This window comes from Williamsia sp. SKLECPSW1 (assembly GCF_054332755.1).
Window position 1 is genome coordinate 1,106,786 of record NZ_JBTGLI010000001.1, and the last position, 23,518, is coordinate 1,130,303.

The 23,518-nt window shown below is 69.2% G+C and carries 23 protein-coding genes; 9 read left to right on the forward strand and 14 right to left on the reverse strand.

Translation table 11 applies throughout. The features are described 5' to 3' along the window. Nucleotides 1–81: 81 nt before the first annotated feature. The 5 genes from clpB to ACXVUM_RS05020 form a co-directional block, all read right to left on the reverse strand. Complete coding sequence (gene clpB, locus ACXVUM_RS05000) at nucleotides 82–2,646, reverse strand: ATP-dependent chaperone ClpB (RefSeq protein ID WP_458520738.1); 2,565 nt, start codon at nucleotides 2,644–2,646, stop codon at nucleotides 82–84. Between the two features lie 174 nt (nucleotides 2,647–2,820). Continuing rightward, nucleotides 2,821–3,999 carry a TerD family protein gene (locus ACXVUM_RS05005; protein WP_458520739.1) on the reverse strand — a complete coding sequence of 393 codons (1,179 nt, stop codon included), beginning with the start codon at nucleotides 3,997–3,999 and terminating at the stop codon, nucleotides 2,821–2,823. A gap of 16 nt (nucleotides 4,000–4,015) precedes the next feature. Further along, complete coding sequence (locus ACXVUM_RS05010) at nucleotides 4,016–4,459, reverse strand: hypothetical protein (protein WP_458520740.1); 444 nt, start codon at nucleotides 4,457–4,459, stop codon at nucleotides 4,016–4,018. 148 nt (nucleotides 4,460–4,607) lie between these two features. Further along, nucleotides 4,608–6,080, reverse strand: coding sequence for an MFS transporter (locus ACXVUM_RS05015; protein ID WP_458520741.1), 1,473 nt, complete (start codon nucleotides 6,078–6,080; stop codon nucleotides 4,608–4,610). A gap of 116 nt (nucleotides 6,081–6,196) precedes the next feature. Continuing rightward, complete coding sequence (locus tag ACXVUM_RS05020) at nucleotides 6,197–6,769, reverse strand: DinB family protein (protein ID WP_458520742.1); 573 nt, start codon at nucleotides 6,767–6,769, stop codon at nucleotides 6,197–6,199. A gap of 109 nt (nucleotides 6,770–6,878) precedes the next feature. Between ACXVUM_RS05020 and ACXVUM_RS05025 the strand changes: the two genes are divergently transcribed. Together ACXVUM_RS05025 and ACXVUM_RS05030 are read left to right on the forward strand one after the other, a co-directional pair. Next, nucleotides 6,879–7,580, forward strand: coding sequence for a hypothetical protein (locus tag ACXVUM_RS05025; RefSeq protein WP_458520743.1), 702 nt, complete (start codon nucleotides 6,879–6,881; stop codon nucleotides 7,578–7,580). Between the two features lie 32 nt (nucleotides 7,581–7,612). Further along, the gene (locus tag ACXVUM_RS05030) at nucleotides 7,613–8,131 is read left to right on the forward strand and encodes a DUF4442 domain-containing protein (protein WP_458520744.1); all 519 of its coding nucleotides are present in this window, start codon (nucleotides 7,613–7,615) and stop codon (nucleotides 8,129–8,131) included. Here ACXVUM_RS05030 and ACXVUM_RS05035 read toward each other — a convergent pair. Both ACXVUM_RS05035 and ACXVUM_RS05040 read right to left on the reverse strand, forming a co-directional pair. Next, nucleotides 8,128–9,285: an RNA polymerase sigma factor gene (locus ACXVUM_RS05035; protein ID WP_458520745.1), complete on the reverse strand. Its 1,158-nt coding sequence runs from the start codon at nucleotides 9,283–9,285 to the stop codon at nucleotides 8,128–8,130. The genes ACXVUM_RS05030 and ACXVUM_RS05035 overlap by 4 nt on opposite strands. A gap of 8 nt (nucleotides 9,286–9,293) precedes the next feature. Continuing rightward, on the reverse strand, nucleotides 9,294–9,701 hold the full coding sequence (locus ACXVUM_RS05040; protein WP_458522785.1) for a YciI family protein: 408 nt from the start codon (nucleotides 9,699–9,701) through the stop codon (nucleotides 9,294–9,296). A gap of 211 nt (nucleotides 9,702–9,912) precedes the next feature. Between ACXVUM_RS05040 and ACXVUM_RS05045 the strand changes: the two genes are divergently transcribed. Both ACXVUM_RS05045 and ACXVUM_RS05050 read left to right on the forward strand, forming a co-directional pair. Beyond that, on the forward strand, nucleotides 9,913–10,335 hold the full coding sequence (locus ACXVUM_RS05045) for a DUF732 domain-containing protein (RefSeq protein ID WP_458520746.1): 423 nt from the start codon (nucleotides 9,913–9,915) through the stop codon (nucleotides 10,333–10,335). Nucleotides 10,336–10,417: 82 nt separating this feature from the next. Beyond that, nucleotides 10,418–11,176 (forward strand): MerR family transcriptional regulator, encoded by a 759-nt coding sequence (locus ACXVUM_RS05050; protein ID WP_458520747.1) that lies wholly within the window; start codon nucleotides 10,418–10,420, stop codon nucleotides 11,174–11,176. Between the two features lie 25 nt (nucleotides 11,177–11,201). Here the strand turns inward: ACXVUM_RS05050 and ACXVUM_RS05055 are convergent, their stop codons facing one another. From ACXVUM_RS05055 to ACXVUM_RS05065, 3 genes are read right to left on the reverse strand one after another with little or no spacing between them, the layout of a single operon-like run. Further along, a complete protein-coding gene (locus ACXVUM_RS05055) occupies nucleotides 11,202–12,029 on the reverse strand; it encodes a PaaI family thioesterase (protein ID WP_458520748.1) in 828 nt (275 codons plus the stop codon). A gap of 43 nt (nucleotides 12,030–12,072) precedes the next feature. After that, nucleotides 12,073–13,158, reverse strand: coding sequence for an NAD(P)H-dependent amine dehydrogenase family protein (locus ACXVUM_RS05060; protein ID WP_458520749.1), 1,086 nt, complete (start codon nucleotides 13,156–13,158; stop codon nucleotides 12,073–12,075). Then, a complete protein-coding gene (locus ACXVUM_RS05065) occupies nucleotides 13,155–14,201 on the reverse strand; it encodes a Rieske 2Fe-2S domain-containing protein (RefSeq protein WP_458520750.1) in 1,047 nt (348 codons plus the stop codon). Before ACXVUM_RS05065 ends, ACXVUM_RS05060 begins: the two co-directional genes overlap by 4 nt. A 103-nt stretch (nucleotides 14,202–14,304) precedes the next feature. Here ACXVUM_RS05065 and ACXVUM_RS05070 point away from each other — a divergent pair, with 103 nt between their 5' ends. Together ACXVUM_RS05070 and ACXVUM_RS05075 are read left to right on the forward strand one after the other, a co-directional pair. Then, nucleotides 14,305–14,928 (forward strand): TetR/AcrR family transcriptional regulator, encoded by a 624-nt coding sequence (locus ACXVUM_RS05070; protein ID WP_458520751.1) that lies wholly within the window; start codon nucleotides 14,305–14,307, stop codon nucleotides 14,926–14,928. Between the two features lie 153 nt (nucleotides 14,929–15,081). Further along, nucleotides 15,082–16,242 carry an FAD-binding oxidoreductase gene (locus ACXVUM_RS05075; RefSeq protein WP_458520752.1) on the forward strand — a complete coding sequence of 387 codons (1,161 nt, stop codon included), beginning with the start codon at nucleotides 15,082–15,084 and terminating at the stop codon, nucleotides 16,240–16,242. 6 nt (nucleotides 16,243–16,248) lie between these two features. Here ACXVUM_RS05075 and ACXVUM_RS05080 read toward each other — a convergent pair whose 3' ends face one another. Beyond that, the gene (locus ACXVUM_RS05080; protein ID WP_458520753.1) at nucleotides 16,249–17,370 is read right to left on the reverse strand and encodes a hypothetical protein; all 1,122 of its coding nucleotides are present in this window, start codon (nucleotides 17,368–17,370) and stop codon (nucleotides 16,249–16,251) included. Between the two features lie 124 nt (nucleotides 17,371–17,494). Here ACXVUM_RS05080 and ACXVUM_RS05085 point away from each other — a divergent pair, with 124 nt between their 5' ends. Beyond that, on the forward strand, nucleotides 17,495–18,043 hold the full coding sequence (locus ACXVUM_RS05085) for a hypothetical protein (protein WP_458520754.1): 549 nt from the start codon (nucleotides 17,495–17,497) through the stop codon (nucleotides 18,041–18,043). A 410-nt stretch (nucleotides 18,044–18,453) separates the two neighbouring features. Here ACXVUM_RS05085 and ACXVUM_RS05090 read toward each other — a convergent pair whose 3' ends face one another. The 3 genes from ACXVUM_RS05090 to ACXVUM_RS05100 are packed head-to-tail and all read right to left on the reverse strand — an operon-like array spanning nucleotide 18,454 to nucleotide 22,246. Continuing rightward, entirely contained in the window at nucleotides 18,454–19,323 is an 870-nt protein-coding gene (locus ACXVUM_RS05090) for a MaoC/PaaZ C-terminal domain-containing protein (RefSeq protein WP_458520755.1), read from the reverse strand. Continuing rightward, nucleotides 19,314–20,393: a CaiB/BaiF CoA transferase family protein gene (locus ACXVUM_RS05095; protein WP_458520756.1), complete on the reverse strand. Its 1,080-nt coding sequence runs from the start codon at nucleotides 20,391–20,393 to the stop codon at nucleotides 19,314–19,316. The genes ACXVUM_RS05090 and ACXVUM_RS05095 overlap by 10 nt, the downstream gene beginning before the upstream one ends. Further along, complete coding sequence (locus ACXVUM_RS05100) at nucleotides 20,390–22,246, reverse strand: AMP-dependent synthetase/ligase (RefSeq protein ID WP_458520757.1); 1,857 nt, start codon at nucleotides 22,244–22,246, stop codon at nucleotides 20,390–20,392. The genes ACXVUM_RS05095 and ACXVUM_RS05100 overlap by 4 nt, the downstream gene beginning before the upstream one ends. Before the next feature lie 176 nt (nucleotides 22,247–22,422). Here ACXVUM_RS05100 and ACXVUM_RS05105 point away from each other — a divergent pair, with 176 nt between their 5' ends. Both ACXVUM_RS05105 and ACXVUM_RS05110 read left to right on the forward strand, forming a co-directional pair. Then, nucleotides 22,423–22,923, forward strand: a complete 501-nt coding sequence (locus ACXVUM_RS05105; protein WP_458520758.1) for a MarR family winged helix-turn-helix transcriptional regulator — start codon at nucleotides 22,423–22,425, stop codon at nucleotides 22,921–22,923. A gap of 6 nt (nucleotides 22,924–22,929) precedes the next feature. Next, entirely contained in the window at nucleotides 22,930–23,490 is a 561-nt protein-coding gene (locus ACXVUM_RS05110; protein ID WP_458520759.1) for a PaaI family thioesterase, read from the forward strand. Nucleotides 23,491–23,518: the final 28 nt, after the last annotated feature.

The window sequence follows — 23,518 nt, forward strand, 5'->3', positions numbered from 1 at the left end:
TCAGAAACGTCCGCCATACGGCGACTGAGGGAGCATTGCCCTCGACGCACGTATGGCGGACGTTTGTGACAGGTGCGGGTGTCAGCCCAGGACGAGCGACTCGCCGTCGGCGCTGACGTTCACCGGCACCACGTCGCCGTCGGTGACAGTGCCCGCGAGGAGCTGCTTCGCCAGCTGATCACCGATCGCCTGCTGGACGAGTCGACGCAACGGCCGTGCGCCGTAGAGCGGGTCGAATCCTCGTGCGGCGAGCCACTTCTTGGCGTTGTCACTCACCTCGAGGTCGAGCCGGCGCTGGGCGAGCCGCTCCTTGAGCTGGCCGAGCTGGATGTCGACGATCTGCGTCAGCTCCTCCGGGTTCAGCCCGTCGAAGATGAGGACGTCGTCGAGCCGGTTGATGAACTCGGGCTTGAACGCCGAGCGCACCGCCGTCATCACCTGCTCCTCGGTACCACCGGCACCGAGGTTCGACGTCAGGATCAGGATGGTGTTGCGGAAGTCCACCGTCCGTCCCTGACCGTCGGTGAGACGGCCCTCGTCGAGCACCTGCAGCAGCACGTCGAACACATCCGGGTGCGCCTTCTCGATCTCGTCGAACAGGACCACCGTGTACGGGCGACGCCGCACCGCCTCGGTCAGCTGACCACCGGCCTCGTACCCGACGTAGCCCGGAGGGGCACCGACGAGCCGTGCGACGCTGTGCTTCTCGCCGTACTCGCTCATGTCGATCCGGACCATCGCACGGTCGTCGTCGAAGAGGAACTCTGCCAACGCCTTCGCCAGCTCGGTCTTGCCGACGCCCGTCGGCCCGAGGAACATGAACGATCCCAGCGGGCGGTTCGGGTCGGCGACACCGGCCCGCGCGCGACGAACCGCGTCGGACACGGCGGTCACGGCCTTCTTCTGGCCGATCACCCGGTGCCCCAGTTCGTCCTCCATCCGCAGGAGCTTGGCGGTCTCACCCTCCAACATCCGGCCCGCGGGCACACCGGTCCACGCCGAGACGACCTCGGCGACGTCGTCGGGGCCGACCTCCTCCTTGAGCATCACGTCCTCGTTCACGATGGCGCCCTTGTCCGCGGCGGCCTCGAGTTGCTTCTCGAGCGCCGGGATCTGGCCGTAGCGCAGCTCGGCGGCACGGCCGAGATCGCCGTCGCGTTCGGCCCGCTCGGACTCGCCGCGCAGTGTCTCGAGCTGCTCCTTGAGATCGCGGACGGAGTCGATCGCCTGCTTCTCGCCCTGCCAGCGGGCGGTCAGCTCGGCCAGCTTCTCCTTCTGGTCGGCGAGTTCGCCGCGCAACTTGTCCAGTCGCAGCTTGGATGCCTCGTCGGTCTCCTTCTCGAGAGCGACCTCCTCGACCTCGAGCCGACGGACGATGCGCTCGACCTCGTCGATCTCGACGGGTCGCGAGTCGATCTCCATCCGCAGACGTGACGCGGCCTCATCCACGAGGTCGATCGCCTTGTCCGGCAGGAAGCGCGAGGTGATGTACCGGTCCGAGAGGGACGCAGCGGCGACCAGCGCGGAGTCGGTGATGCGCACACCGTGGTGCACCTCGTAGCGATCCTTGAGTCCACGGAGGATCCCGACGGTGTCCTCCACCGACGGTTCACCGACGTAGACCTGCTGGAACCGGCGCTCGAGCGCCGCGTCCTTCTCGATGTACTGGCGGTACTCCTCGAGCGTGGTCGCGCCGACGAGGCGGAGCTCACCGCGGGCGAGCATGGGCTTGATCATGTTGCCCGCGTCCATCGCCGAGTCGCCGGTGGCACCGGCGCCGACGATGGTGTGCAGCTCGTCGATGAACGTGATGACCTGACCGGCCGAACCCTTGATGTCCTCGAGGACGGCCTTCAACCGCTCCTCGAACTCACCGCGGTACTTGGCGCCGGCGACCATCGACGACAGGTCGAGGCTGACGACGGTCTTGCCGCGCAACGACTCCGGGACGTCGCCGGCGACGATGCGCTGCGCGAGCCCCTCCACGATGGCGGTCTTGCCGACGCCGGGTTCACCGATGAGCACGGGGTTGTTCTTCGTCCGGCGGCTCAGCACCTGCACGACGCGACGGATCTCGGTGTCGCGGCCGATGACCGGGTCGAGCTTGCCGTCACGGGCCTGCGCGGTGAGGTCGGTGGAGTACTTCTCCAGCGCCTGATAGGTCGACTCCGGGTCGGGCGACGTGACGCGTGCGGTGCCGCGCACGGCGACGAACGCCTCGCGCAGCGCCTGCGGGGTCGCACCGACGTCGTGCAGGAGCTTCGCGACATCGGAGTCGCCGGTGGCGAGGCCGACGACGAGGTGTTCGGTCGAGACGTACTCGTCGTCGAGTTCGCCGGCCAACTGCTGCGCGGCGGTGATCGCGGAGATGGTCTCGCGCGTGAGCTGCGGCGCGGCGGTACCGCCGGACGCCGAGGGCATCCGCTTCACCATCGCCTGGGCCTGCGTCAACACCGACTGCGGGTCGACGCCGACGGCCTTGAGCAGTGGCGAGGCGATCCCGTCGGGCTGCTGCAGGAGTTCCACGAGGACGTGCGCAGGGCGGACGTCCGGGTTGCCGGCAGCGGTCGCCGACTGCACCGCGGCAGACAGCGCGGCCTGCGTCTTGGTGGTCGGGTTGAACCCGCCGGCGGTGGGTTGGGTCATGGGCTCACCTTTCTTGAGTGAGGGACGTACAAGTCTGGGCGTGTACCGGGCGTTTTGGGGCCCGTCACAAGACTCAACGCGGTATCAGTTGAGTCTGTTCCGCTCAAGTATGTGTCAGTCGGACGAACCGCGCAAGCACGTTCGTTCCGTCGCGCCCTCACCCTCGTAGCCGGCTCACTTCGAGCCGCGCGCCCACCTCATCCCCCACCCGTAGGTCTCGTCGAGCAGTCGTTGACCGCCGTTGATGTACCGCACCTCCCGCGTGACGCTCAGATCGCCGGCACGCACCTCCAACATCGCGATCGCGCACGTGACTGCACTGTTGTCGGCACTGTCGAGGCGGACCTCCACCTCGGTACCGCCCGGTGGGAACAGCGTGACCACGCCGTCCGCGGCCGACCAGTTCGGCGTCCCCTCGTAGATGAAGGCGAACACCAGGATCCGGCGGAACTCGTCGAGGTGCGCGAGGTCGATGAGGAGGTTCTCGCCTCCCGACACCGTCCCGCTGCGGTCGTCACCGTCGAGAAGGATCCACGGCGGTGCGCCGAGGCTGCCGAAACTGTTTCCGAGGGCCTGGACCACACCTTTGCTGCCGTCGGACAGCTCATAGAGGCACCCCAGGTCGAGATCGATGCCGGACGACCTCTTGCGGAACAGGCCACCACCGCCGGCAACTCCCCGACTCCAGTTCAGGTTCACCCGCATGGTGCCGCTGGGCTTGTCCCGCGACTTCGCCAACGAGATGGTCGGCGCCGCCTTGGTCAGCGTGATCTTGCCGAGGTTCACCGGGGCGGGTGGGGGCATCGGGGCCGGTGGCGGCACAGCCGGGCTCGGCGGCGAGGTCGGTGGCGGCGGTGCAGACGGGGGCACGTCGTCGACGGTCACACCGTGTTCGGTCACCAGGGCGGTGAAGCCCGCGTCCCACCCCGCCGACACGTTGCGCACCTTCCACGCGTCGCCCCGCCGGTAGATCTCGGCGAGCACGGCCGCCCGCTCGGTGGTGAGCCCGGTTGCGGGCATCGCCACGTCGCCGATCGTCACCGCGAGTCCGCGCACGTCGGCGAGGGTTCCCGACGCCGAGTCGTCGAGCACGACGGCCAGGCGCAGCGTGGTGACGTCCGCGGGCACTGCGGCGAGGTCGACGTCGACGCCGTCGGGACCGGTGAGGCGCACCCCGCCCTCGGGGGCGACGGGGTTGTTGAAGAAGACGAAGTCCTCGTCGGAGCGGACCCGCCCGGCCGCGGTCACCTGGAAGACCATCAGGTCGCAGGTCCCCGCCGAGGGGCCGGACACCGACACCGGGAACCGGCGACTGTCGATCTGGACGTTCTCTCCCCGGCCGAGTGTCGTCATCCTCCGACCGTAGCCGTCATCCGATGACGTAGACGAGGCCGCAGCCGGCGTCCGACAGGGCCCGGGTGAAGGCACGGGCCTCGGTCAGGTACTGGTTGATGTGGTCCGCCGACCAGTCGTGTGGGCCGAGCCTCGCGGCGGTGTCCTCGTCGACGTCCTCCACCAGCAGCAGGTCGTCGGCGACGGCGGCCACCTCGTCGGGGTCGAGCACTGCGATGTACGGGTCGTACTCGTAGCCCACCCAGCGCACGTGGCCGCCGACGAGGTCGAGGGCACGCCGACCGGCGACGAGCTGCTGGAGCGGACCCCACGCCTTGTCGAGGTAGAGCATCAACGGTCGCTCGTCGACCGGTCCCCACGCATCCATCAGCGGATCGTGCGAGAGGAACAGTCGCGGGTCGTCATGTGCCTGCTCGATGAGCTCGGCCGGCACCGGATAGGCGTAATAGCGGATTCCCATGTGCGCAGCGTCGGGCCGACACCCGTCAGAGAACCGCCACCGACGTCCGGCCCTGTGGACAACCGGCCCGCCGAACGCCGCTACGGCACAACTGTGGACGGATCCTCCGTAGCAGTTCGTGTCGTCCGGCGACACGAACTGCTACCGATCACGCGGGGACGGTCTCGCGGGATTCCTTCGAGCGCGCCGTGATTGCGTCGATGACGGCGATGACCAGGCCGACGGTGACGAGAGCCGCGGCCACCGACAGGCCAACCTGGAACGCCGGGGCCCAGTCGCGGGGGTTGGCGGCCACGCGGGCGAAGAACACCGAGCCGACGAGCGCGATCCCTGCCGCGGATCCGATGCGCTGGCCTGTCTGCAACACACCGCCGGCGATCCCGGCGCGCTTCACCGGGACCTCGTCGAGGGTGAGGGTGATGTTCGGCGAGATGACGAAACCCGAACCGAGACCGGCGATCAGCAGCGGGAACGCGGCGGCCCACCCGACCCCGTGTCCGGGGACGAACACCGACGCCACGACGGCGCCGACCATGCCGAGCACCACCATGAGCAGTCCGACGGCGACCAGCGCCCGTCCGAACCGGCCGACCAACGCACCACCGATCCGAGCGGACACCGCGGACCCGACCGCGAACGGCGTCACCGCCAGACCTGCGGCGAGCGCCGAATAGCCCAGGCCCTGTTGCACATAGAGCGTGTAGATGAAGAAGACCGTCGTGAAGCCGGCGAAGTAGACGAGACCGATGATGCAGCCGAGCGAGTAGGACCGCAGACGGAACAGGGACAGGTCCACAAGTTGCTGCCGATCGTGCTGACCCTGACGCCGCTCCCACAGATAGAAGGCACCCAGAAAGGCCGCGGCGACGAGGAGCAACAGCCACTTCGCCGAGCCCTTCCACTGCTGCTCCTGCACCAGCGGCAACATCACGGCGACGACACCGGCACCCAGCAACACGACGCCCAACGGGTCGAACGACGACAGCTTCAGCGGCTGGCGCGCGTCGTTCGGCTCCGACGGCAGCAGCTTGATCGCCGCGATGAACGCGACCACGCCGATCGGCACGTTCACCATGAACACGTACCGCCACCCGTGCTGCTCGCCGCCGAGCTGGATGAGCACGCCGCCGAGCAGCGGCCCGACCGCCGTCGAGATGCCGATGGTCGCGGCGAACAGACCGAACGCCTTCGCGCGCTCCGCCCCGCGGAAGAGCTGTTGGATCAGCCCGGACACCTGGGGACTGAGGATTCCGCCGGCAAGGCCCTGCAGCAGACGGGCGATCACCAGGGTCAACGGCCCCAGCGCGAGCCCACAGGCTGCCGACGCGGCGACGAACAGGACGAGCCCGACGATGAAGGTGACCTTCCGGCCCCGGGCGTCGCCGATCCGACCCGCAGGGACGAGGAAGAGCCCGAACGCCAGCGCGTACCCGGACACCACCCACGACAGGTCCGCCGACGTCGCGCCGATCCCCTTCTCGATGGACGGCAACGCCACGTTGACGATCGACACGTCGAGCAGGGTCATGAACCCGACCACGAGGCAGACGGACAGTGCGGTCCACCGCCTGGGATCGGGCTCGTAGTCCTCGGTGGCTGCGGTCGCGGGCTGAGTGGTCACGCTGCGGTGCAACACCGATGTCCGGTCTCGACTTCCCGAAACTGGGCGGATTGTTCAGTTCGCGAACACCTCGCGCACACCCGAGAGCACCGTCGGACCGGCGACGCCCGGCCCGATCACATGGTGGTGCGTCCGTCGATGCTCTCGCGGATGATCTCGGCGTGGCCGGCGTGCTGGGAGGTCTCGGCCACGAGGTGGATCAACACCCGGCGGACGCTGTGCGCCGCTCCCGGCTCGTTCCACGGCGCGTCCGGCAGCGGCGTCGTCCGTGACAGGTCGTCCACGCCGGCGATGATCTCGTCGGTTCGTTCGGCGATGTCCCGGTAGTGCTCGACGATCGACGCGCGCGTGTCGCCGTCGAGCATCTGGAAGTCGTTCTGACGGTCGATCGCCCACTGCGGCCAGGTGCGCGCGGTCCCGGCGAAGATGTCCTGCCAGGTGACGCCCTCCGGCAACTCCATCGCCATCGCCGCCGTCCCCTCGACGACGAATCGGCCCCACGCCGCCTCCGTCGACGCGACGTGCTTGACCAGCCCGCCCAGACACAGCGAACTGGCGGTCGGTCGCTGTCCCAACTGCTCGTCCGTGAGGCCCTCGGTGGTCCCGATGAGGGTCGCGCGGGCCAGGGCGAGTTCGGACAGCAGCTCGGCACGGCCGTCGTCGGTGGTGGTGATCGTGGTCTCGGTCATGTGATCTCCTCAATCGTTCTGCGGGACATCCCGATCATGGTTCGCATACCGGACAGCTGCCGTCCTCGATGCCGCGGTCCAGCGCCGTCTTCCCGGCACAATCAGCGTCATGCCCTCCTCGGACGCACCCCTGCGCCGCGTCGAACACGATGCGCTCCCCGCGTGGCGTCGCATCACCACCGGTGAGCCGCGATGGGCCGCCGCGGTCGCCGTCGTCGCGGTGATCGCACTGCAGCTCGCACTGCCCGAACGGCTCAACCTCTCGTCGCGCTGGTTGCTGCCGGGCATCGAGGCCGTGCTGCTGGTGACCCTGGTGGTGTTCAACCCACTGCGCATCGAACGGGGCTCCCGACCGATCCGGGTGGTCAGTCTCGGTCTCATCGCGGTCGCAAGCCTGGCGAACGCGTACTCGGCCGTGCGACTCGTCGTCGACATCGTCTCCTCGTCCCACCACGCGAAGGCGCCGGAACTCCTCGGGACGGGTGCCGCGATCTACCTGACGAACATCATCGTGTTCGGGCTCTGGTTCTGGGACCTCGATCGCGGTGGACCCGCGGCCCGCGCCGCAGGCGTGCGCGAGCACCCCGACTTCCTCTTCCCGCAGATGGCCACCCCGGAGATGGCCCCGCCCGACTGGGAACCCCGCTTCGCCGACTACCTCTACGTCTCGTTCACCAACGCGACGGCCTTCAGCCCCACCGACACGATGCCGATGACCCGATGGGCCAAGCTCGCGATGATGGTGCAGTCGGTCATCGCCCTCGCGACCGTGTCGATGGTCCTGGCGCGCGCGATCAACATCCTCAGCTGAGTGCCCGTCGGGACGCCTGGTTCCATGGACCGGTGGATCTCTCCCGCGTGGTGACCACGGTCGGTCGCACCAAGACACCGTTCCATCGATGGGTGTACGAGCCGTCGCGCTTCCGCCGTCTCATCGGTCTGTATCCACCGTTGCTGGGAGCGGGGGTGCGTGTCTCACACATCAGCGACGACTGGACCGCGGGCACGGTGACCGTCCGGGTCCGCCCGTGGACGGCGAACCTACACGGCTCCGCGTTCGGCGGTGCGCTGTTCAGTGCCACCGACGTCCTCTACGGGATGATGCTCGCCGCGCAGCTCGGGAGACGTTTCGAGGTGTGGACCAAGGCGGCGACCATCGAGTTCCACGCACCCGGCACCGGCACGCTCACCCTCGCGGTCCGTCTGCCGCACGACGAGGCCGCCGCGCTGCGGGAGACGACCGAACGGGACGGCACCACCGACGTGGTCCACCACGTCGAGATCGTCGACGGCCGCGGGACCGTGGTCGCCGAGGCCGACCACACGATGCGCATCCGCGTGCGTGCCGTCGAGGGCGACTAACCCTCCGACCGCACGCGCGCGGCCTCCCGGATCAGGTGGTCGCGTTCGGCGACGGACGTCGCCTCGTCGGCGGCTGCCGCGTAGAGATCACCCGCGGTCGCGCGGTCCCCGGACATCTCGGTGAGATGCGCACGCACGGCGGTGTGCCGCGGCAGGCCCGGGTCGAGATCGGCCAGGGCCGCGAAACCGGCGTGTGCGCCGTCGGCCTGCGCCACGGCGACCGCGCGGTTGAGCCGCACGACCGGGCTGTCGGTCAGGGCGACGAGTTCGTCGTACCACTCGACGATCTGCAGCCAGTCGGTCTCGCCGGCACTGGGCGCGTCGGCGTGCAGCGCGGCTATTGCGGCCTGGGCCTGGTACTCGCCGAGGCGATCCCGAGCGAGTGCCGACTGGAGGATCGCGACACCCTCGGCGATCAGCGTGCTGTCCCAGCGGCTGCGGTCCTGGCGGTCCAGCGGGATGAGACGGCCGTTCGGGCCGGTCCGTGACGCCCGTCTGGCGTGATGCAGCAGCATCAGCGCCAGCAGTCCGGCGACCTCGGGATCGTCGGTCATGCCCGCGAGGGTGCGGGTGAGCCGGATGGCCTCCGCCGCGAGGTCGACGTCACCGCCGTACCCCTCGTTGAACACCAGGTACAGCACCCGCAGGACGGTGCGCAGGTCGCTCGCACCACCGAGCTCGAGGCCGGCGACGGTCCTCTTGGCTCGGCTGATCCGCTGCGCCATCGTCGTCTCCGGGACCATGTACGCCTCGGCGATCTGACGGGTGGTGAGCCCGCCGACGGCGCGCAGGGTGAGCGCGATCGCCGACGCCGGCGTCAGGTCCGGGTGGGCGCACAGCAGGTAGAGGTCGAGCGAATCGTCCTGGGCCGCGGCCGGACCCGGTTCGGGCTCGGCCGCGACGACGTCCTCCCGACGACGCCGCGCCGACTCCGACCGGATCGCGTCGAGGAAAGACCGCCACGCGACGGTGGTCAACCACGCCCGCGGGTCGCGCGGCGGGTCGTCGGGCCAGGACGCGAGCGCGCTCACCAGCGCCTCCTGGACGGCGTCCTCGGCCGACGCGAAATCCGCACCGCGCCGGACGAGGACACCGATCACCGCGGGCACCAGTGCGCGCAGCGCGTCGTCCCCCGAGGCGTCGCCCCCTATCACCGAGGGTCTCACTCGTCGATGCGGCTCGGGTTCTCGAGGAACGGGCGGAGTTCGAGCCACTCGTGGATCGGTTCGCCGCCGGCGCCGGGCGCCGCGGACAGTTCGGCGGCGAGCTCCAGTGCGCGGTCGTGAGAGTCGACGTCGATCGCCATCCAGCCCGCGATGAGGTCCTTGGTCTCGGCGAACGGGCCGTCGGTGACCGGCGGCCGACCCGGGCCGTCGTAGCGGACGAACGTCCCCTCCGGCGACAGCGCCTGGGCGTCGACGAACTCGCCGGTCTCCTTCAACTTGTCGGCGAAATCGTTCATGTACTGCATGTGGGCGTCGACCTCGGCCGGTGTCCACCGGTCCATCGGTTCACCGCGGAAGCCGGGGGTGGGTCCGCCGCGGTAGTGCTTGAGCATCAGGTACTTCATGGTGGTCTCCTCGCGTCCCGTGCGCCGCCCTCTGCGTCGCTCGTACCCCTGGGACGTCACCGTCGCACGGTTCTCGACATCGCCGACGAAAAATCTTCCGTCACTGGTTTGCCTCGATCAACGATGCGTGATGTCGCCCCGGGTGCACCACCGGACCGGTCATACTGGACGCCGGCGACGACCCGCGTCGACGAAGGAGGAAGTGGGCGGCATGAAGAAGCTCGTGATGGCAGCGATCGCGGCGGGGGCACTGATCCTGGCCGGGTGTTCCGATTCCGACTCCAGCAGCCCGTCCTCCGCCGATTCCGCGTCGCAGTCGGCGTCGCGTGCGGCCGACTCGATCGGTGATGCCGCCTCCAGCGCGGCCGGCGCGGTCGGCGACGCTGCGTCCTCAGCTCGCGACAGCGCGTTCATCGGCGCACTCGGAGTGGGGAACCTGAAGTTCGGCAGCGACTCCGACATGACGTCGGAGGCCCGCGACGTGTGCGAGTCCCTGAAGGACGGCAAGAGCGCGGCCGACGCCGGCAACGACGTCAAGGACAAGTACGACGGCGACGACTCCAAGGCTCGCGGCTTCGTCCGCGCCGCGGTGACCGCCTACTGCCCGACCGAGGTCGGCAAACTCATCTACTGATCACGCGCTTGACCCTCACGCGACGTGCGGCTCGACGATCGATGTCACCGGCGCACCGTGCGTCGGGTGAGGAGATGTCGAGATGACCGCGGGTGAGACGTACCGGGTGGGCCGGCTGGCCGAACTGACAGGTCTCACGGTCCGTGCGCTGCACCACTACGACGAGCTCGGACTGGTGCGGCCCTCGGGTCGGACGTCTGCCGGGTACCGGCTGTACGACGAGTCCGACGTCGAGCGGCTCTACCGGGTGATCGCGCTGCGGTCGCTGGGGCTGCCGCTGGAGCGGATCGCCGACGTGCTCGACGACGCGTCGTCGGTGGCGTCGACGCTCGCCGAGCACGACCGGGCGGTCGCGGACCAGATCGCGGCGTTGCAGGCCGTGCGGTCGCGGATCGCGATCGGGTTGGCGTCGGTGCGGGACGCCCGTGGGTCGTCGTCGGATCTCCTCGATGTGATCAGAGAGGTGATGACGATGGACGAGACGATGAGTCGGTACTTCGACGCCGACCAGCTCGGCGAGCTGAACAAGCGGCGCGAGACGGTCGGCGACGAGCGGATAGCGCAGGTGGAGAACAGGTGGCCGAGCCTGATCGCCGAGGTCGATGCGGCCATCGCCGACGGGGTCGACCCCGCGTCACCGCGGGCGGTGGCGCTGGCGGTCGAGTGGATGGGCCTGCTCGAGGAGTTCCACGGCAACGACCCCGGGCTGAAGGAGTCGCTCTACAAGGTGGCGCACGACAACGCCGACCTGCAGGCCGACCCGTCGGCGCAGGCGATGTTCGCAGGCCCGTCGAAGGCGCACATGGAGTTCGTCGGCGCGGCCTACGCGCACCGGACCTGACCCTCCCGCTCCGGGAGCGAGGCGGTCAGGGCCGGGTGGCGGCGTATCCGGTGACGCGGACGACGGCGGCGGTCTTCCCGTCGGCGCTGATCGCGGCGACGTCGACGAGGGCGGTGCCACGCCCGGCGCGGACGATCGTCGCCTCGTAGCGGGCCTGCCCACCGGTGGCCATCGGCCGGAGGTAGTTCGCGCGGATGGCCCCTGTCGTCAACGGTGTGGCCCGGCCGCGGTTCATGGTCGCGGCGGCGACGGTCTCGGCTGCGGCCACGATGATCCCGCCGTGGACGATGCCGATGCCGTTCTGCAGACAGGGGTCGGGCAGTACCGCGACGACGTCCCCGCCGTCGTCGGAGGGCTCATCGAGTCCGAGCATGAGCCGCAGGTCGGATCGACGGTCGGCGGGGAGGTCGTCGTCGGGGACGGCGTCGAGCGGGGTGGCGTCACCGACGGGCATGGTCCGGACGCTGCCGTGTCCGACGATCTCCCCGTCGACCGACACCGTGCCGTGTGCGAGCGCGGTCGATCGGTCGCGCAGCACGGTCCGGCCGGACGACGTCGCGGTGTCGGCGACGGTGGGCAGCGGAACGTTGAGGTCGATGCTGAGTTCACTCGTGACCGTCGCCCGGTCGGCGCCGTACGACAGGAAGTTGACGGTGCCTCCGGCGGAGTCGATCAGCATGGCCAGCAGGCCCGCGCTCACGGTTCCGGTCGACGGGGTGCGCAGGTCCCCGATCGGCATCCGCATCACCAGGTCGTCGGCCGACGCGTCGGGCGCCGGTCCGATCGCGAAGCGTCTCTCGGCGGGGTCGTGGAACTGCTCGGCGATGCTCACCCACGACGGGTCGATGCTCATCGGGGGATGGTATCGACGGCGCCTCTGCGGCTCGCGGTGGCGGTCAGATGGCGAACCGGCCGGCGAACGCACGCAGCGGCAGGTCCGCGCTGGTGACGATGCCCGGGCGGGCGTCGACGACGGACCGGATCGCGTTCAGGGCGGGCAGACCGGTGACGGTCATCCCGATCGACGCGAAATCGCTGGGGTCGTCGAGGCGCACACCGGGTTTCGGGAAGATCATGTGCTTGCTGTAGATGTTCGGGTCACCCTGGATGTGGGTGATGTAGCAGCCCTTGATGTCCCATGACGGGTCGGTGTGCGGCGTCATCTGCCATTCGAGGTGGGTCTCGACGCGGGGCACGCCGTCGACCATGCCCTGGTACTTGATGTAGTTGGCGCCCAACGAGCCCTTCGGCATCTGGTACCAGCCGAGGTCGACATCCTTGGTGCACGCGCCCAGCTCGTACGAGAAGGCCACGTCGTCGAGCTCGAGATCGAACGCGTCGGCCATCAAGCGCACGCTGTCCTCGAAGACGGCGGTGTACTTGTACAGCGAGCCGGGGATGCTCGGATCGTCGACGGGCGTGCCGTAGCCCACCTCCTTCCACGTCTCGACCGAGTGATGACAGGACACGTCGACCGATTCGGTGACGGTGATGTTCTCGATCTCGGCCACGTCGGCGGTGTGCACGATGCTCAGGATCTGCGCGAGACCCGGGTTCATGCCGGTGCCGTAGAACGTCGAACCACCCGTGCGACAGGCCGCTTCGATGACCTCGGTGATCGGCTTCCCCGACGGGTGACGGTGGTTGGCGTTGCGGTGGTGGCCGGTGATGAAGTCGGCGGTCGTCACGATGTCGATGCCCGCCTCGAGCACCGCGACATACAGGTCCTCGTCGGGGAACACACCGTGGAAGGTGACGACATCCGGTGCTGCGGCGATGATCTCGTCGACGGATCCGGTCGCCGTGATGCCGATCGGGTCTCCGCCCACCAGCTCGCCGACGTCGCGGCCCACCTTGTCCGGCGAATAGCAGTGCACACCGATGAGTTCCAGATCGCGATGGGCGCCGATGCGCCCGATCATCTCCGACCCGACGTTGCCGGTGGCGACCTGGAAGACACGGATCGGGCGGGTGCTGCTCATGGGGTGCCTTTCGTGGCGGAGGGGCGGGAACCGTGGTGGTTGCGTGCTGCGGCGACGGGATCGAAGTCGTCGGGGTAGAACTGGGTCGCCCACTGCCGGATCGCGGTGAACCCGGCGAACTCCCGCGGCGACAGGGCCGGCGGGTCGGAGTAACGCTGGTGCGCCCAGATGTGGATGTCGTTCTCGAACTGCTCGATGACACCCGCGGCGTGCTCGAGCGCGCGGCTGGTCGGCTCGGGGCTGTCGTCGCCGGGCTTGCGCCCGATCCACACCGTGAACCGGATGTCGGAGACGGTGTCGTCGACGGGGGTCACCGCCGTCAGGGTGCGGTTGTCGATCATCCCCCAGCTCTTCGTCCCCGCCACGCCGATCCCGCTGTTGATCGCCTGGACCCCGCTGTTGATCTCGTCGGCGGGCACATCGTCGAACGCGACGGTGAAGTCGACGTAGGACACCGGCGCGTCGAAGTCGTGTCTGGTGAACTCCGGGACCAGCGGGGTGTCGTGGACGTACGTGAAGTGGGCGAAGTCGACCCCGTTCTCCATCACGTACTGCGGGTGGATCTCCAACCCCGGCCGGAACAGATGCGAGTGACCGAACGCCGGGTAGTAGTCCGCGGCGCTCTTCCCGTCGTCGAAGCCGGTGAGGACGTCGGTCACCTCGAAGTGGGGTGGACGACGCTGCTCGTCGTACCAGATGAAGACCGACTCACTGTGTTCGACGACCGGATAGGTCCGGATCCGACGGCCCCTGTTCGGACGCTTCTCATACGGGATGCAGGTGTTGCGCCCCTCGGAGTCCCATTCCCAGCCGTGGAAGGGGCAGCGGAGGATCTCGCCGTCCACCGTCCCGCCGAAACCGAGGTGCGCGCCCAGGTGCTCGCAGTAGGCGTCCATCACCGTCACGTGCCCGGCCGCGGACCGCCACGCGATCATCTCGGTGTCGAAGTAGTGCATCCGGCGGACGGCACCGACCGTGAGCTCGGCCGACCAGGCGACCTGGAACCATCCCGTCGGCCGCATCGGCAGAGGCGTCTTGGCCATCGTGCTCCTCTCCTGCGATGCCTGTGCGGCAACCATAGAACCCTCTGTCATAAAAAGACAGAGGGTTCTGTCAATCGATCCGAGGCGCCGTAGAGTCGGTGCGATGGTGGACACCGGAGTGTCGGAGCGGCGCCCGAACAGACGTGGTCAGGCCACACGCGGGTCGATGCTCGACGCCGCCCTCCGCGCACTGGCGTCCGGCGATCCCGGCGCCGTCTCGGGCAACCGGATCGCCCGTGAGGTCGGCGCGACGTGGGGTGCGATCAAGTATCAGTTCGGGGACATCGACGGACTGTGGGCCGCCGTGCTGCGCCACACGGCGGAGCGCCGGGGTGATCTGCCGGCATCGGCACCGCGGGATGCGAGCCTGCGGGAGCGGGTGGCCGCGATCGTCGACAACATGTACGAGGGTCTGTCCGGGACGGATTCGCGGGCGATCGAGACCCTGCGGGCCGCGATGCCGCGCGACCGCGACGAGTTCGAGCGACTGTTCCCCCGCACCGCCGCAGAGTTCGCCTCGTGGAGCGACGCCTGGTTGGCGACGTGCACCCGCGCCTTCGCGGGGCTCGACGTCGACCCCGACAGGCTCGCCGAGGTGGCCGCGTTCATCCCCGGTGCCATGCGTGGCATCTCGTCGGAGAAGCAGCTCGGCACCTACAACGATCTCGACCTCGCCCGCCGCGGACTGACCAACGCGATCGTCGCGTACCTGGAACCTCCCGCCTGACCACCGTCTCCCGACCGCACTCCCCCGCCGGCCGTCGTGGAGATGCGACGACGACGATCGCGCTCGCGGTGAGGGGAAAACTGCTGAGTGCGACTGGGTACGGTGGGCCTCTACGATCCGGGGTACTCGGCGCGAAGGAGGTCCGGTCGCACAATGGGGAGTCACGCACGTCACGGACTGGCGACCGTGCGCGAGGCGATCCGCGCGGACCCCGATCGTTTCGTCGACGACTTCTACACGAGGCTGTTCACCGTCGACCCGGACCTGCGTGACCTCTTCCCGGTGAGCCTGGCCCACCAGCGGGCCGCACTGTTCGGGATCCTCGACCACGTGCTGGAGTCCTTGCCCGACACCACCACCCACCCACAACTCGTCGAGACACTCGCCCAACTCGGCCGCGACCACCGCAAGTTCGGCGTGTCCGACAGCCACTACGACCTGTTCGGGCGCGCGCTGGCGGCACAGCTCCTCTCCGTCGCCGACATCGAGCCCGACGAGGACGCGGCCGCGGTCACCGTGCAGGCGACCAACCTCGTCACCGGCGTCATGCGCGGTGCGGCGATGACGGCGCCGGGCCCGCCGACCTGGTCTGCGCGGGTGTTCGAGAAGTACCGGCTGTCCCGGGATCTCGCCGTCGTCCGCCTCGTCGCCGACGACCACGACCACGTCGCTCGCGCCTTCGACGTCGGGCAGTACCTCGAGGTCTCCATCCCGCAGTGGCCCCGGATCTGGCGGCACCTGTCACCCGCCATCCCCCCGAACCCGTACGGGGAGCTCGAGTTCCACGTCCGATCCGTTCCGGGCGGCAGCGTCAGCACGTCGATCGTGACCGAGACCGCTGTCGGCGACACATGGATGTTCGCGCAGTCGCACGGCACGCTCGGGGTCGACCGCACCCAGGAGACCCTCATGGTCGCCGGGGGCACCGGCCTCGCGCCGCTGCGGGCGATCCTGCACGACCTGGCCCGTCGGGTCGACGTGGGCCGCACCCACCTGTTCTGGGGGACGCGTTACCCCGGCGAGCTCTATGACGCCCGGCGGTTGCTGCAGCTCGCCGCCGTGAACCCGTGGCTGTCGGTGACGATGGTGTCGGAGACGGAGAGCGACCCGTGGTGGTTGGGCGACGCGGTGGATGTCCGGGCACTCGGTGCGGACCACCGCGTCGGGCGACTGGCCGACGTCGTGGTGCGCGCGGGTGACTGGTCGGGGCGGCAGGTGCTGCTGGCCGGGTCCGCGTCGATGATCGAGACGACCCGCCGAGCGTTGATCATCGCCGGCGTGCCGGGTCGACTCATCGACCACGACCCCGTCTGAGCTGCGTCAGCCGCCCGTCGAGGGCTTGGTCACGGATGCGGCTGCCGGCGACGACGCACCCGACGCCTGCGAGTCCGAGGGTCCGCTGCTCGCCGGCTGCTCCGAGCTGGTCGGCGGCGTGGTCGTCGTCGGCGTCACGGTCCGGGTCGGCGGGGTGACGGTCACCGTCTGCGGCGGGGCAGGCGCTTGGGCCGGGGCCTGGGTGGTCTCCGGGGCCTGCTCCTGCGTCGTCGTGGTCGTCGGGCGGGGTGTCGACGATGTGGTGCGCGGGCTGGAGGTGGTGGTCGACGGGGTGGCGCTGGAGGACGCCGTGTTGCTCGCCGGGCTCGGCGAGTCCTCCGCGTCGGCGACGAGGACCACGACCACGACGACCACCGCGAGGATCAGTGCGGCGAGCGCGGCGGCGGCAAGCATGATCCACCGCGTCCGCGCCGACCCCGAGCGCAGTCGCGTCCGGCCGTGCAGCGCGGCCCCGTGCGCGGCGGCATAGGTGGGCGCCTCGGCGATCTGCACCGGCAGCTGGGTCTCGTACTCCAGCGCGGACGCCACACCCGGTATCGACGCACCGGGGCCGACGACGAATACCCCGGTCCGCCCGGTCTCGGTGACCGGGAGCAGTCGGAACGCCTCGGCGACGGTCGCGGCACCCGACGGGTCGGTGACCGGCTCACGCTGCCCACCGCCGGGCAGCTGCACCGCGCCGACGACCGTCGCGGTCTCGGTGTCGACGGCGGCGATGGAGAGTTCGTTGAAGGGGACGGCGTCGTCGGCGAGATCGATGACGACGACCTGCCCGCGCTGATCGGACTGCGCGGCTGCGACGTTCGCGAACGCGAACGGTGTGTCGGTGACGATCGTCCGGCGGTACCACTCGGGGTCACCCGATTTCCCGGCCGTGATGGTGTTGTGCAGCGCGACCTGGGTGCTGCGTTCGGCGCAGGCGACGGTGATCGACTCGACCTCGAACGGCACCGTCTCGGCGAGCTGGGTGATGGCGTCGAGGACGGAATCGGGGGTGGCGTCGGCGAGGTCGGCGGTGTTGCGCGCCAGCACGTTGCCGGTCTCGGCCTCCATGATCACGGAGGCGACCTGCAGGTCCGTCACCGACACACCCAGCACCTGGCTCATCGCGCCTCACCTCCTCACGGACATCCGATCGGCCCCGAGACTATCGGCCCGCCGTGGTCACGGGGGCATCCGGCTCGCCGGTGTGGGCCCCGAGCAGAGGTCGCGCGTCTAGGCTCGGGGTCCTATGAGCGCCGATCCGCCGCCCGCACGCCCGTCCCGGCCGCCGGTGTCCGTCACCCCGATGCGGGACCCGGTCGATCCGACGCGACCGCGTCCCGTCGATGTGGCGATCGCACTGTGGGCTGTCGCCCTGATCGGGCTGATCGTGTCCGCTGTACTCGTCGCGCTGCGGCAGGACACGGTGCGATCGACGTTGCGAAAGTCCCTGACGGACGACCATCCGACGACCGCGCCCGGCGACATCCGAGCCGCGGTCGACATCACCCTGATCGCCTCCGGCGCCCTGGTGGTGATCATCGCGCTGCTCGTCGTCTACGGGTCGGTGCGCATCCGCGAACGGCTGCGCGGATCGCGGACGACGCTGACCACGATGGGTGTGCTCACCGCAGTCGGGTCGATCGGTTTCTGGACGGTCCTGTCCCCCGCTCGCGACGACGTCAGCCCCGCCCTGAACGTCCTGCCGTTCGCCGTCGCAGCGCTCGCCGTCATCGCGACAGTCCTCCTCTTCCTCCGACCCGTCTCCCGCTGGCTGGAGGCCGCGCCGAAGATGTGAGGTCGACGCGGCGCGGTACGAACGTTTCGCCCGCGCCCTCACCATCTCGCCACCGAGTACCGGATTCGCCACCCGGATCTCGCGGGCGAACCCGCCTTCGGGTGGCGAGACCGATCGCTCGTCCGTCACCCTCCGTTCCGAGCCTGCACGCGCGACTCACGAGTGGAGCCCGTGACGAAACTCTGCATCGAGCGGGTCGGCGTGGACGATACGTCCACGCCGGCNACCGATCGCTCGTCCGTCACCCTCCGTTCCGAGCCTGCACGCGCGACTCACGAGTGGAGCCCGTGACGAAACTCTGCATCGAGCGGGTCGGCGTGGACGATACGTCCACGCCGGCGCTGCGACTGCAGGGTTTCGTCGATCTGTGGGCAGTCGGCGCATCCACCGCGTGAGTACATCCTGTCGTCTCAGGACAGGTTCTCGGCCTCTCGTATCGGGGCGGCGACGAGTTGACCGGTCTGCTCGAGGACCGGTTCACCGCGGTCGTGCAGGCGGGAGGTGATGGTGATGAGGGTCTGTCCGCTGTGATGGGGTTCGATCGCGATCACCTCGACCGTGCCGTGCAGGGTCATCCCCGGGACCACAGGGCGTCGCAGTCGCATTCCGAGGATTCCGCGACCGGCGACGATGGGCAGGTGCCGGAGAAGTCCTCGTGCGGTCATCTCCTGCATCACCGCCTGGGTCTGGATTCCGCTGGCGCACAACGTGCCGAGTGCGGTGCGTTCGGCCAACTCGCTGTCCAGGTGCAGGTCCAGAGGGTCCCATTGCTCGGCGAACGCGAGAATGCCCTCTGCGGTGACGGTGCGCGTGCCGAGGTCGACGACCTGACCGACAGCCAGCGAACAGGTGTCGGGGCTGCGTCCGCGGTCGGTCAGGACGTCGAGCGCGAGGGCGAGAAGCGCCCGGCGGTGATTGTCGGCGGGGAGGCGGACGGTCGGCGTACAACGGCGGTCTCCGACGAACCTGACTGCGGTGGAGAGCTTCTCCCGGAGCGTCGCCGGGTTCTCGAGGTCGGCCGTGGTGACATCCACGACGTCGTCGTCGATTCTCTCGCGCACACGCTGGGCGGCGTTGAGCGGCAGGGTCGAGGCGAGGGCCGCGGGAACGGTGCCGTGGACGAGCAGTGAGCGCGTCGCCCCGAGAGCGAGGATCGTGGCTGTGGGCGAGTCGCCGTCGACGGCCGCGTGGGCGAATCCGAGCCGCTCCAGTGTCGCTGCGACCGCGGAGACATCGGCGCCGGACGGGATCACGACTCCCACCTCGTCGATCAGGACCATGTGGTGACGATCTCGCCGACCGTGGCGGGCCGACTGCCCTCCGCCGACGATCCGGGTGTCCGGCTGAAGCGCGGCGCCGTTGCAGGACAGCGGATTCCGTCGACGTCGACGAATGTCCGACGTGCCCGGTTGTGCGGGTGCTCGGCGGCTTCGGTCAGGGAGAGAACAGGTGCCACACAGGCGTCTGTGTCACCGAAGACGGCTTCCCACTCGTCGCGCGTCCGCGTTCGGAAGGTCGCGGCGATGGCCTGACGCATCGCGGGCCATGTGGTTGCGTCGGACCGGTCGGCGTCGTCGACGTGGAGGGGGAGAAGTCGGCAGAACTCGGCGAAGAACTGTGGCTCGAGGGCACCGACCGCCATCCACTCACCGTCGAGCGTCTCGTACACGTCGTACCAAGGTCGGCCGCCGTCGAGCATGTTCGTCCCGCGGCGCGTGGACCACTCACCCGCGGCGTTCATGCCGTGCAGCAGCGTTGTCAGTGATGCGGCGCCGTCGACGATGGCGGCGTCGACGACCTGGCCGTGGCCGGATCGCTGCACTTCCACCAGCGCGGCGAGGATGCCGGTGATCAGGTACAGCGATCCACCGCCGAAGTCGCCGAGCAGGTTGACGGGCGGTACCGGTGGGCCGTTCTCGGCACCGATGGCGTGCAGCGCGCCGGACAGTGCGAGATAGGTGATGTCGTGTCCGGCGGCGTGAGCACGAGGACCATGCTGTCCCCATCCCGTCATCCGTCCGTAGACGAGCCCGGGGTTGCGCGCCAGGCAGTCGTCCGGACCGACTCCGAGCCGCTCGGCCACACCGGGTCGATTGCCCTCGATCACGACGTCGGCCACCTCGACGAGGGTCAGCACCGATTCGCGTCCGGCAGGGGTGCGAAGATCGACGACGAGGCGGCGGCGCCCTCGCGCGAGCAGGTCGTGTGCCGCCGGCGCATCCGGTGTTCCGGGCCGATGGACGCCGACCACATCGGCACCGAGATCGGCGAGCAGCATCGCGGCGAACGGTCCGGGGCCGATGCCGGCGAGTTCGACCACGCGCAGCCCCTGCAGAGGGCCGTCGCTCACCGGTAGAGCCCGTCGATGTGATCGGCGTACTTGGTGGTGATGGAGCGTCGACGCAGCTTCATCGTCGGTGTCAGCTCGTCGCCTCCGACCGGCCACTCCTCGGTGAGCAGGGCCCACGCCCGGATCCGTTCGGCATCAGAGAGATCGGCGTTCGCCCGATCGATCTGATCCTGCAGCGCCGCACGCAGATCGGGGTTGTTCGCGAGCCGGTCCAGAGGCGTGTCCGCCGGTATGTCGTGGTCCTTCTGGAACACCTCCAGACCCTCGGGATCCAGGGTGATGAGTGCGGTCACGTAGGGCCGCGCGTCACCGACAGCGATCACCTGACCGATCAACAGTCCGGTGTTCTTCACCTTCGACTCGATCTTCACCGGCGACATGTTCTTGCCGTTGGAGTTGATGATGAGTTCTTTCTTGCGATCGACCATCCGCAGCTGCCCGAGTTCGTTCATGACGCCGATGTCGCCGGAGTGCAACCAGCCGTGCTCGTCGATGGCGGCCGCGGTCTCGGCCGGCTTGTTGCGGTACCGCGTCATGAGTCCCGTGCCGCGCACGAGGACCTCGCCGTCCTGTGCCAGGGATATCTCCATGCCGGGGCTGGCGCAGCCGGCGAAACCGACGCGATAGGGCTGGTCGAGTCGGCCCAGAGCCGTGGTACCGCCGCTCTCACTGAGCCCGTAGCCCTCCCGGGCGCGCAGACCGAGTCCGTGGAAGAACGCCATGAGTTCGAGGGTGACCGGCGCCGATCCGACCCCGGCGTACTCGACGCCGTCGAGGCCGACGGCGGCGAGCAGGTCGCGGCGGATGCTCTCTCCCGCACGCCACCGGGCGCGGACGTCCGCAGAGACCTGTGTGCCGGTCTGCTCTGCGGTGAAGACCTCGATGCCGAGGTCAACGGCCTCACGCATCGCCCGCCGCCGGGCGGGGTCCTCCTCGAGTGCGACGGTGCGTTCGATCATGCCCTTGAACCGTTCCAGGCTTCGGGGGGTCAGGAACACGTAGGCGGGCCGGACTTCGAGGTAGTGGTGTGAGAGCTGGCGGACGTCGTCGCAGAAGGTGACGCAGTGCCCCTGCACGACCGGCAGGTAGTAGGTGACCGCACGCTCGGCGGCATGTGCGAGGGGAAACGCGCTGAGCAGCCTGCGACCCGGAGCGACCGGCGCGACGACGTGGTAGACCTCGGCGCCGGCCAGGGCCGAGCGGTGTGACAGTTCGACGCCCTTCGGCGTCCCGGTGGTGCCCGACGTGTAGATGATGTGGCAGATGTCCTCGCGGCCGATCGCTGCCCACGAGGCCTCGAAGTCGAACCCGTCGTCGCGGCCGGCGCGGGTGAAGTCCTCTGGGGTGGACACCGCCACACCGGGTATCGCCGGCAGATCCTCGGCCGGCGAGTCGAACACCACGACGTGATCGAGGGACAGACCGTGTCGGATGACCGCGTCACGAACCGTGCCCACGAGAGATCTCTGGGTGACCAGGACGTCGATCCCCGCGTCCGCGACGACGTAAGCCATCTCGACGGCGGGCATCGTGTTGTAGATGCTCGTCGACACGGCACCGAGGTGCGACGCCGCGAGATCAGTGACGAGATGTTCGGGCCTGTTGGTCATCAACATCCCGACCGTGTGGTGTCGACGCACCCCGGCCTGGTGCAGAGCCGAGGCCCAGGTGCGGACCTGTTCGCGCACCTCGCCCCACGTCCACCGGATCCGGTCGTCGACCGTGCGATATGCGATCGCGTCGGCGAACCTGTGTGCTGTGCGCTGGAAAGCCGCAGGGACGGAGTTGATTCCGTCGATTCCGTCGACCTGGGCATCCGTCGGGTACCCCAGCTCGGCTGCCGTTTGCGCCATTGCGGCCTCCCTCTCCGGGCACCAAGGCCCTGTGGTACGAGACACAGTACGACGAATTAATCAATAACGCGAGTATCAATGTTGCGAGTATCGGCATGCCGGTGAACCGCGGGTCGCAGGGATACACTCACGCTCGAACGACCGGCGCCCCCTCCACCGAACAGGACCCACCTGCCATGAGCACCCCCGATCGATCTGCCGACAGCGGTGTCGGCCCGCTCAGCGCCTATCGCGACGAGGTGCAGGCACGCTACGGATCCGGAGCACGCTACGCCGCTGCGCTTCACCTCATGCTCGCCGAACGCCATGTGGTCGCGACCATCACCGACGTCCTCCGCCCCCACGGCCTGACGCGCCCGCAATGGTCGGTGCTGACAACGCTCCATCTCGCGCCGGCGGACCAGATCCCCCTGGGGCGGATCGCCACAGCGCTCGAGGTCCACGGCACGATCATCACGAATGCGGTCGACCGCCTCTCCGACCTCGGATTCGCCGAACGCGTCGTCGGCGCGCACGACCGCCGGTCCGTGTTGGCGGCGATCACCGCGGAGGGCTCGCGCTGCGCCGACGAGATCATGACGGAACTGTCCCGTCGACAGTTCGGGCTGAGCCGATTGGCAGAGAAGGACGTCCGCGGGCTCGGCCGCATCCTGAACTCGATCAGCCCGCAGGACTGAGAACCCATGACGGCCCGCGTCGAACTCGCCGATCGCCTCCGCGCACTCCATGAATCCGCCGTCACGAACGACGCCGACGACGCGACCTTCCGCCGCGCCGCAGCACTGATCGATCAGGCACTCGACGTCCTGGGCGACGGCCGGTCGGCGGCCGAGCACCGAGCGTGGATCACGCAGACCGGGGCGAGGAGTGCCAACCCCTACGACTCGGCGGAGAACCCGACCGCCGCCCCCCTGTACGTGGTGGACAACTCAGGTGGCCTGTACACGGCGCAGTTCACGCTCTCCCCGGTTTTCGAGGGACCCCCGGGGCGGGTCCACGGCGGTGTCGTCGCCGGAATTCTCGACCACGCGAGCGGCTTCGCCGTCCACAGCCTCGACATCCCGGCGATGTCGGTGTCGATCACCGTCGATCTTCGCGACGCCACCCCGTACGGCGAACCCTTGACGGTGACGGCGCGTGTCGGCGACAGCTCCGGTCGCAAGATGTGGGTCGACGGCGCAGTGTCCACGGCGGACGGTCGGGTGACCGCCACCTGCAGGACACTCATGATCACAGTGGCGTGATAGTCAAAAGCTAGATAGTCAAGTTCTT